The organism is Paenibacillus sp. sgz302148 (assembly GCF_056120465.1).
Genome location: NZ_JBVYOJ010000008.1, coordinates 105683 through 116248, shown reverse-complemented (window position 1 = coordinate 116248; position 10566 = coordinate 105683). Strand labels below are relative to the sequence as shown.

5 protein-coding genes are annotated in these 10566 nt (G+C 52.0%); all 5 read right to left on the bottom strand.

The window, feature by feature from the left end:
* Positions 1 to 2 precede the first annotated feature (2 nt).
* From AC0LWM_RS13690 to dpdE, 5 genes are read right to left on the bottom strand one after another with little or no spacing between them, the layout of a single operon-like run.
* A complete protein-coding gene (locus tag AC0LWM_RS13690; protein WP_474675509.1) occupies positions 3 to 707 on the bottom strand; it encodes a hypothetical protein in 705 nt (234 codons plus the stop codon).
* Positions 694 to 3810, bottom strand: coding sequence for a protein DpdH (gene dpdH, locus AC0LWM_RS13685; protein ID WP_474675508.1), 3117 nt, complete (start codon positions 3808 to 3810; stop codon positions 694 to 696). The genes AC0LWM_RS13690 and dpdH overlap by 14 nt, the downstream gene beginning before the upstream one ends.
* Complete coding sequence (gene dpdG, locus AC0LWM_RS13680) at positions 3807 to 4682, bottom strand: protein DpdG (protein ID WP_474675507.1); 876 nt, start codon at positions 4680 to 4682, stop codon at positions 3807 to 3809. The genes dpdH and dpdG overlap by 4 nt, the downstream gene beginning before the upstream one ends.
* Positions 4679 to 7222 carry a protein DpdF gene (gene dpdF / locus AC0LWM_RS13675; protein ID WP_474675506.1) on the bottom strand — a complete coding sequence of 848 codons (2544 nt, stop codon included), beginning with the start codon at positions 7220 to 7222 and terminating at the stop codon, positions 4679 to 4681. Before dpdF ends, dpdG begins: the two co-directional genes overlap by 4 nt.
* The gene (gene dpdE, locus AC0LWM_RS13670) at positions 7206 to 10487 is read right to left on the bottom strand and encodes a protein DpdE (protein WP_474675505.1); all 3282 of its coding nucleotides are present in this window, start codon (positions 10485 to 10487) and stop codon (positions 7206 to 7208) included. Before dpdE ends, dpdF begins: the two co-directional genes overlap by 17 nt.
* Between the last annotated feature and the right edge of the window lie 79 nt (positions 10488 to 10566).

Sequence of the window (10566 nt, the reverse complement as noted above, 5' to 3'; positions counted from 1 at the left end):
TTCTAAATCCGAATTGTGCAATGGTTCGCAATGCCTTGTTCGTTAAGCCATTCAGCAACTGCCGCGGTCCATAGGCGCATCGGCGCTCCGCTTGAACTGCCCGCCAGTTTAAGGAAATGAAGCACTTCGTCCGGAACGTTGCCTTGTCCGAACTTTTTCCATAAAGCGTGCAATTCGTTCGCACGCTCCTTCAGCAGATTCGTTTCATTAACCGACATCGGCAAACGGGCCGATAACAACTGAATCGCTTGCATATGCTGTTTCATCTTATCGATGTCGCTTTGAAAGCTCGATATTTTCTGAAATATCGCCAACGTCTCTTGTTGAATGAGCGGAAGCGAGTTTTGCACATGCGCCTTCCATACTTCCAGCAAACTTTTATTCACCGTGTCGAAGACGCTTTTCATCGTTCGTTGAAACGACTGGAATTCCTGCGTATCCAATATCCACTCTGGCTTTTCCTTAAATAAATCCATCTTGATGCCCACCATTACCGCAGCCGGGCCAATCGTGCTGCTCAAATTCGGGCAATCGATGCCCGCCTCCTTCATCGCCATGTAACTGTCGCAAACACCGGCAAGCGCAGTAACGATCTCTTGTAGCATCGATTGACGGGAACGAAACAACTTCAGCAAATCTTTTTCCGACTCTAACCTTTTCGCCGTGTTCACGAACTCGATAAATCGTGATGCTTTAATCGCCAGCATGGGAGCCCTCCCCTCGGATGGAAGCCAACCCTTTCGCAATGAGACCGAGTTGACCTTCAATTTCGTTTTTCACCTGTTCGAGCTCTTTAATAGCCTCGGTAGCCTGCAAATCTCTTAAATCCGCTTCGATCTTCCTGGTCGATTGATCGAGGAACGAATCCAGAACACCGACGCTCTTCTCAACTTCCGCAATATGGCCTGTAGGAAGCCGCCCGAGTTCTACAGCCGCTTCCAGCTGTTTTTTGCCCGCGAGCCCTTGTATGCTCTTGACCAGCGTCTTGATCGGGCGGCTCTCAAGGCTGGTGACGGCTGCCTTAATTTTCGCCTCGTCCTCGCGAAGCGAAGCGGAAGTTATCGCGCATTGATAAGCTTTCTTGACCAGTTGTGCCGCCTCTTTGGCATCAAGCCTATCCCCGAGAGCCTGTTTCATGCGTTCAGCCCAATCCGTTTTGTCGCTCTGTTCCGCTTCGACAGCCTTCACCGCTTCTTTGTGCAGCAACTCCGCACATCTGACCAATTTATCAAACGTGCTCACTTTATCTTCCGGCGGCGGAGTTAACTGATCCAAGCGGAGAATGGTTAACTGTTCCATAGCTTGGGAGGCATCGATTAATCGGATCCGACTACCGCCGCCCCCTTTCATTATCGCCAACCGGGACGTCGCAATTTTCATGATTTCTTCCCTATGCTGTACGAGAAATCCGAACAATTTCTCCCACTCGCTAGCGCGTTTTCCGCCTTTTTCGGCAATTGGGCTAAACAATGCCGTCGTTAGCGATTCCGGAGAACCATCTTCAACCAGTCCGCCCATCACCGCTGTGACGGCAAGCACTTCAATGGCGGAAGGCAGCGGATTCCAAGCGCCGTCCGCCAACGGGATGTTACGCAGTTGTTCGAGAACAGAAATGCTCCACTTCTCGAGATACCGGGCGGCAAATCTCATAAACCGAGGGCCTTGCCGGAATTCCCAATGTTTATAATAATTGAAATAAATCAGTCCTTGCAGCGCAAGCGCCGTATCTTTCCATTGGCTCTCCCGCTCGGGAAGCGTGAGTTGAATCGGTCCTGTGCTTTGCTGGGTCGATTGCGAGACGAAATTGATGTTTGTTTTTTTCCATAGCCCCGAATCTATAAACCATCTCAAGTTCAACCGCTCGCTATCCCACTGGATATAATCGTTCAAGGCGTCGAACAATATGTTACGCAGATCCTGGGTATGATTTTGACTGATCATGCCCTCGTTCACCCAAACGTCGATGACTCGCAACAACTGCTCGACATTAGTCGGTAACTGTTCGACCTGCGGTACCGACTTTACCGGCGGCTTCGGCGGGTCAGCAGAGTTTGTATCCGTACCTGTTTCGGTACGCTCGCCCGCCTCTGCCCCTACGCTCGTACCCGTACCACTTCCTGCATCTGCATCGCTAACCGTACTTTTTCCCGCTCCGCCCCCCTTCGGGTCGGCAACTCGCGCATTCAGCGGCAGCAACTGAAAGCTTTCGTGCACGAACGGGTGCAGATCGACGACCTCATATTCATCAGTCCACATTTCGATAAGCGCATTACGGCGGTCGCTGTCAACTGGGTCTCTTCGATCAATTTCATTTTTCGCCATCGTCGTCAATCGGTTGGCCGTTTTTCCACCGAAGTGCTCAAACAAAGCAGGCGACGGGAACTGGCCTTCCCGAATCGAATCTGAATAATTTTCTGTTATATGCCGAAGCACTTTACTGATCATCAAGCGGGGATTAAAATTATCCTCTTTCGTGCTCCGGTTATACATTGTACGAATAGCCGTCCTGTTAAACGGGTAAAGCCCGATCCCGTCCACCTGCCCGAACGCCTCGTGACATTGGTGCATGAAAGGACACTCGAGTTCAGCGCAAGCCGATCGCAGTGGTTTACCCGCCTCTTCCTCGGCAAACCATTGACGGATCCGGTCTTCCGGCATGCGGATTGCATTCAAATATTTGGCTGCGAACCGTTCCATTTCCTCCGCAGGCACGAGCTCCTCGCCTACGTCTAGCGTCACGCGAAAGTCAATACGGGTGAGTACGGTATCCTCGAATCGCTTGAAATAACCGGTAGTACATCCGAGAGCGACGCGCATATCGCAAAGCCGTTCGCCGCCGGTATCGTCCGCAGGCTTGTAAATAAGCGCGTCCAGCAACTGATAATCAATACCTTGCAGAACGGTAAAGTCTTCGATCAACAGCACCAGTTCGATCCCTTTGCGAGCGAGCGCGGTGCGTACTTGGTTCATCAACTTGACCAAATCCGTGCTGGACAAGCTCAGCATGGCTGAAATCGCCTGATCGAGATTGCGGTTGATCCAATCGACCGCCATCTGCTGCAGTTCATAATCGCCCACAAGGTCCGAATAGATAGAGATGGTATCCTGGCTCGCCCGATCGATAAATGTCAGATTAAGCGGCAAATCTTCGACGGAAAATTCTCTTCGTTCATTTAACCGTCCGCCGTTCCCGCCGACGATGTGCTCCGCTAACTGATGGATTACGCCGCCTTCCTTGAACCATACTTGAAAAAGCGCTGGATCCCGGAACAAATGTGGCAAATTTTCCATCAAGTGAATCTCGTAATCGTTCAAACGCTCCACGGAATGATTGCCGTTAGGTCCGATTGCGAGCGTTATGTTGTTGTGAAGCATCTCTTTCGCCTGGGAAAATGACACGTTCCCCACGGAATGCCGGACCCGCTGTCGGAATTCTTCGAATACCGGTTCCTCAAGCCCTTCGAGCATCATCAGAATTATTTCTTTCAGATTCGTCAACCTCGGAATTAGCAGCACTTTCCGGCCTGTCTTGTCAATTCGGGCATCCAACCAGCGAACCAAATGCGACTTCCCTGTCCCCGATTCCCCCAAAATTGGCACAAAAATATGTTCCTTCTTCATCATAAAATCGCGCAGAAAGGCCGCTTCGTCGTAAGGGGTTCCTCGCTCCTGCACTTTCATACCGGCCGTTTGTTTATACATCCGGATCGGATGGTGCGTTGCCAAAAACATATGCCGCTGAACATGCAACGCATCCGTATCCATCACTTTGTGGATCTGTTCTGTTTGCCAGCAAACTTGCGGGATCAACGGTCCTCCTCCTCTCCAAGCCAAGTGATTTCCGAATAACGGTATGTATCTTGATGCTCCGTAAACAAATAGACGTCGGCGTCCGACTTCTTTTGCAGACGGACCGCATTCTCCTCATGGAGACGTAGCCAGGCGAAAGAAGTCACCTGTGATAAGTGACCTTCTTTCAGCGTTTCCGCTCCGAATTGCTGCCTCATCCATTCGCGGTATCGCCCTAACTCAAATACAGGACAAAGGTCGGACAGTCGCTTGACGACCGTATCCACATTGTGCGTACGCTTGTCATGGAACAACCGGGGCAAATAATGCCGGATCGCACGCGTCGGATCAGGGATTAACAGTTTCTGCAAGCGGGAAGCGAGGCCGAAGTAAAGAATCCAATCTTCAAACTGACCATACCGCACATCGCTCGTACAATCCATTTTCGTCTTCAGTTGCCGAAACAGGGCCTCCTCCACAGCTTTCCAGTTACCTGGAGCCTTGTATGGATTTTGCGACATATACCAGGCAATCATTTTCGCCAAATCTTCATTGACGTTGTTCTCCCTATCAGCCAGAGAGAGCGCGAGTTCCCTGATCGTATGCGGCAATGCCGCATCCACGCGTTCGCCGTCGAGCAACTCGGGCTGCAGACCGCCGGCAACCGACAACGCCCCATCCTTTCCCGGGACAAGAAGACCGAGGGAAACCAATTCGGGTATGGTGGCGCCGACGAAGTCTGTTTCATTGCTATCCGTAGCGGCGAAAGCCTGGGGCATAATGAGACGTCTCAGCGAGTCCGCACCGATACGGTGGTCGGCCGTTTGAAGCGTCATCCTGTATATCGCATAAACTCGGCTCGGCGAAGCCTGAGCATTTTTCAACAAACTCATAAACCGACCTCCTGTCTGAATGCTTCGTAGCGATACGAGCGTATGCCGAGCGTATCGCTTAGAACGCGGCCCGGGCGCGTCGGATGCTCCATCACATCAGGGATTATGAATATAACGGGATATTCCTGCGCCGCGGATGTATCCATCCAGCGGAATACGATGCTGTCATCCTCCTTATTTTCGTGGATGACAAGCGTCGGGATTTTCCACTTTAACCTTGCGAGCCGGGCGAATTCCCGGATTTCGCTTGTGAAGAGCATGTACCGCCGGGACAAGATGTCATCTTCCTGTATCCACTGCAGCCATCGTTCCGGTGCTGCCACATGGGCAATGCCCTGGTTGGCAAACCAGCGGATCGTACGCAGCATCGCCTGCTTCTCTCTCATCGGAACCGTATTCGAGCCGGCGATACAGGGGTCGCGGAATAGCACCAACTGGTTGCGGACTGAATCCAGATAGCGTCTCATTAACTCCGTGATCTTATCTTCAGGGGGCCATTGCAGCGGGTATGAAGTTAAAGCCGGCAAACCCGGCTTCCGGTCGGCTTTCCTGCACGCGGGACAACCGCCGCATGCCGCCGCTACAAAAACTTCGCGCCGGGGGGACTCCTGGCCTTCACGACCGGGTATCGAATATATCTCTTTGAATAGCGCCGCCACACATTCTTCACCGGCTAGCAGACGTTCCATCAACTCGAACTCGCTGCGGTTCGAACGTTTGCTCACTTTACGGAACTGCTCCACTTCTTCCCAGAAGGCATCTTCTCTGTGATCGTGCCGGAGCATGCGTACGATCCTCCAGTTTTCGTCTGCCGAATCCTTCCCGAATTGCTGTGATTCCCCAACCTCTTCCCAGTCGAATTCAAGAACGCCCATGCGCGACAACATCGTTAATGTACGCAGATGCCACTGTTCGTTGTAATCGTTTCGGCTGTCGATCCGATCCGGTTCCGTACCTGGCGATATCGTTACCGGCAAACGCAGCATATCCAACTCCCCGGACATGGCCCGGCGGTTTGCAAACATCCGTAGCCAGCGCGGACGCCCTTTCTCCACACCGATTAACATCGGCGCGTTCATCTTTCGTGCGAGCTCTCTGTCGTCGTAATCGTAAAGCATAAGCGATATGCACGCCCTGCCGTCCCGACCACCGCGACCCACTTCCTGGTAAAATCGGTCGATCCCCTCAGGAACGCATGCATGGATGACGGCCCGTACCTCCGCTTGGTCGACGCCAAGCCCGAATGCAGATGTCGCGACTACGATATCAATACGGCGGTGCTGCCAGTCATCGATGATCGTTTCGCGTTCGTCCTGTTTCGTATCGCCGTGGAACGCGCAAATCCGTTTGTACCCGGCATCCCGTAACTCGGCGCATAAGCCGATGGCGTGCTTTACTTCGGTCGTATAGACGATCAAGGGGCGGGGCAAATGGTGAACGGCATCCAGCAGTCGTCTTGTTTTCTCCGACGCACTCGCGCATTTCGTGATCCAATAAGCCGGTTCCGGCCTAAGCGACACAGCCGAAAATGCCTCAAACTGGCCTGGTCCACCGAAGAGCGTCTCCAACGTATCGAGGCACGATTCGGTCACCGTAGCCGACAACAGAATTGTTCGGAATGGTACCATCGCTTTCCGTAGCATCATCCTCCGCCAACCGGCCAGTTCCTGGAACGCGGGGCGGAAACTTTCTCCCCAGCCGTCCACCGTGTGGGCCTCGTCGATCACCAGCATTTTAAAATACCCACGCTGCGCCGCCAATTGAAGTGGAAAATTCAATGACTGCAGCACACTTTCCGGCGATGTAAACACGATTCGCTGCGTGCCATCCACAATTTTGGCTCGAATCGCCTCATTCTCCGCATGTCGCGTAGCGCTGGAGAAATACGCCGTAGGCTGATCCACTAGCGGCATGAGGGCCCGTTCCTGATCAAGCGCCAACGCTACGGTTGGCACGACAACAACGGTGACCCCTTCTTGCTTTGACAGCATAAGAGCAGGTAGTTGACCACATAAGCTTTTTCCTGCGCCAGTAGGGAGATTGACGAGCATCGTTGCGTCTTCCGGTGCCGTCAAGATTGTCCTCATCGCGTCTCGCTGCGGGCCGCATCGGTAAACCCGTTTGCCTGCCTCGGACAAAAACGGATCACCCTGCACTTCTTTCAGATGGGTTCGCGGCATAAGGCCGAAGAGTTGCCGATCTGGTTCCTCCCCAGCGGAATGAGGCAACCAGGATGGTGCCCATCGCTCCGCGTATAAGAGATAGGCTTCTTCACTCTCTTCCAGTACGATAACCCCGGCGTCACGATATAGTTCCGGCGTCGGCCAATGCGGCTTACGGGGCACTCGAAGCACAATCCGCTGACCACTGTTCCTCTCCGATTCCGTGCGAAGTATGCCCCGGACGAGCGCCGCCAAATCACTTCCTGTCGCCCCACTTCTAACCGCCAAAGCGAACCGGAGGAAATACTGATTTTGAATTTCGGGAATATCGCCCCCGTCCTGCTCCAACCAGCGTTTTAATTCATCCCATTCGTTCAAATGCGCCCCCTCCTTTTCGCTTCTGCTTTCCCAGTTGTTTGGCCGATAGCACGATTAATCCAGCCGTGTCCAAATAGACGTTTGGGTGCTCGATCCCCTTCAGCACAGCGGCATAAAACGTGTCGTCGAACGTTTCCTGCTTTCCCCATCTGCATTCGTAACTGTTACGCAGTTCCATTTGTGTTTTCATATATTGTATATGCGATCGGGCGCGCTCCGCATTGGCCGCGCACAATTGTTGAAAGGAGAGTTCGGCATATAAGTGCTCCCGTGATTTTTCCCCAGATTGCATACAAATCTTCTGCCATACTTTAGAGGAAAATAGTTCCCGGATCACGCCGAGACGCTCTTTAATGATGTTCGTATCGTTGCCGCCGTCGTCGACGTCCAAATAAGGCGCCGTCAGAAGTTCGGAATAAGCCGGATCCGCGGCCTCTCCGCGGTAGTCGAGATGTACCGACACGTAAGCCGGCTCGAAAAACTTGTCCAGTAGCCTCCGGTATGATTTCAGTTTATGCCCCTCGCCGCGGGATACAAGCAACCGTTTCAGCGGCTCCGTATCGCCTTCCACGATATAATGAAGGCAAAATCCTAACCAATCATGACGATCTTTGTCCCAATCCGGTACTCTTCGCCAGATCGCATACGTTTGCCCCCGGTCGTCCCAGCGCAAATAATCGCTCAGCGTGTCAAAGAATGGTTCGCCGATTCGGAACATCTTGCTCTTCTTGAGTTGAACGGATTGTGCCCGATCATAACAACCCGGGTTTTCCATTTGCATGTGCAAGACTTGAAGATTCGCCGTCGGAACGAGTGTCCGAGCAGTCGCCTTGTAGAGAAATTGGCCGTTGCATTCCCCTCCCCTCTTTTCGAAGTTCAAGGCTTCACAAATCCACGGTTCCATGGATGTCTGAATTTTCTTTGGATGGCTTTCGTACCGGATCAGTTGATCGAAGAACGACGACGCCTGACTTTCTCTGGCATCGATTTCGTCAATGATTTGTTGCTCGGCAATTTTTATTTTTTCCTGCCGGATTGTCTCCCCGAGTTCCATGGCGGCTGATTCAAGTCCATGCAAACCGTTGATATATAAATTCCGCAAAATAAGCGGAATATGCTTGTCAACGAAAAACTGCAGAGAAGAAATCGAGGTGCGATAAATATCCAACCCGTTCTTCATCAAAAGATGCCATTCATATTGGAAGTTTACCGTCGCGTCGGGCCCCGTCATGACGGTCATCCGGAACGGTTTATCCCGTCCTAGCCGATCTAATCGGCCGATACGCTGCTCCAACCGGTTGGGTGATTGCGGCAGATCGTAATGAATCATGTGATCGGTAAATTGAAAATTGCGCCCGACTTCCCCAGTGCTATCACACACCAGTACAAGGAAGTCTTGATTGTTCCGGAAAGCCTCCGCCACCGACTCGATCTGTTCCCTGTCGAGACCTGCGTGGTAGGCGCCGACCACCTCATTCCCGAGCCTATCGGCGAGAAAATCGGCGAGATCTGCACATACCCGGGCGAATTGCGTGAAGACAATGATTTTTTGCGGCGATTCGTGGTTTCTGCGTGCTTTTTCCTGAATATCTTTTACAATACCAAGAAGTAATTTCGGCTTATCCCCGTCTTCGCTCGGGTATTTGAACACATTCAGCATGCGGTTCAGCAATTCCCACTCCCCTGGGAAATGCGGTGAATCCGTCAATAACCCGAGCTTATCGTGCGAATAAACGTCCTCGAGTCCTCGTACCGCTTTCTCCGTGAGACGCGTCTTGACAACGTCGCGGAATATAATTTCATCGCATCCCGCCGCTTCAAGAAGAAGAAGCCAGATATGAAATAGCGCCGATTCGGTTGCACGCTCGTCATTCCACAAATCCCTTTCTGATGCCCACGCTTCGTACCTATATTCATCCAGCAATTGATGCAGCAATTCCGTCCGCTCGTCGAGATCGAACTGCTCCATAACTGGATGTTCGCCCCGGTTGTGCCTGAGCAGATCCCCTACGTTCTCTCGACGGTTTCTTAACATGCGGCGGTGCAAACGGTAAGTTTCGGAGATATGCACCCGGATGCGTCGGATAAGTTCGCGCCTCTCCTCTTCTCCGAACCGGTCCAAGCCTTGCTCCAATTGCAGCAGCATCCCTTCCAACAACGTGTCTTGTTCGAACAAATTCCGCAGATTCGCGATGCCTCTCTTTAGCAAGAAAGGTTTGGTATCTTCCCGGAATGAGAGCAAACTTTTTCCCACATCCTGACGGAAGGTTACTTTGCGTCGGAAAAGATCCAACTTGTCTAGTTTATAATTATCCGGATCAAGGAGGTGCAGCATTGACAAGAACTCGTTTTCGTTGTTGAGCACAGGCGTCGCTGACAGCAACAAAAGTGCATACGCCTGGTGACAAATCGTTTTTATCCGTTCGTATTTTTGTTTGGCACCCGGTTCCGTGGTAAATGCCAACTTGGCGACTTCATGCGCTTCGTCGATAATGACGATATCCGGGTTCTCATCGTGGCCGAAGTCAAACGTTTCCACGGCCGCGAATCGGACGCGGCCTGGGAACTGGTCGACCTGGCAGCGATACGTCAACTCGCCTTCCCACTGTGCGAGCAGAAATGCTGGTACAAGCACGAGCGCTTTCCGATCGGCCTCATCAAGTAACATTTGCCTGAGGATAACGCCGGCCTCGATCGTCTTTCCGAGTCCTACTTCGTCGGCGAGCAAATAACGCGGCACCGGATCCTCAAGTACCCGCCGTACGACTTCAACCTGGTGGGCCATCAGCGCAATATTGGAGGAGATGAGTCCCGTCAAGCCTTTGGCCGCAGCCCGCTGTTCCATGAGTGATTTCATAAAGATGGCACGCCTGGCGTGAAAAAAGGCAGTTTCTTGTCCTAATATGGAAATAACCTCCGTCGGGTTGGGCAGGGAGTCCTCGCACCGGACGTATATATCTTTTTGGGGGATGTATTTCGAATACTGATCTGGGAAATCAACCTCATATTCCTGATCGACCATCCGGAGCGCCCTTCCCATCACCCAACATTCTTGTTCGGCAACGTAATAATAACACCGGGTTTGATGTCCGAGCACGACACCTTTGATATCCGTTGCGGGGCAAGTTAACGTTTCCTGCTTATGTATAGAGTGAAAATAAGTGACTTGCGCAATTTTTTTATCCGGAGATAGGGAGGTCAATTTGCCTATCCCTCTCGAGTTGGTTGACACCTTTACAAACGAACCTACATATATTCTGGGCATAAAGATTCCCCCAATTTTGAATAGATCAAAATCCCCATATTATGCATCATAGGTAGATGGCTACCCGAAAAAAAAACTC

Excerpts from the sequence above, each read along its gene's own strand:
- AC0LWM_RS13690 (WP_474675509.1), bottom strand. The coding sequence starts at position 707 with ATGCTGGCGATTAAAGCATCACGATTTATCGAGTTCGTGAACACGGCG.
- dpdG (WP_474675507.1), bottom strand. The coding sequence starts at position 4,682 with ATGAGTTTGTTGAAAAATGCTCAGGCTTCGCCGAGCCGAGTTTATGCG.
- dpdE (WP_474675505.1), bottom strand. The coding sequence starts at position 10,487 with ATGCCCAGAATATATGTAGGTTCGTTTGTAAAGGTGTCAACCAACTCG.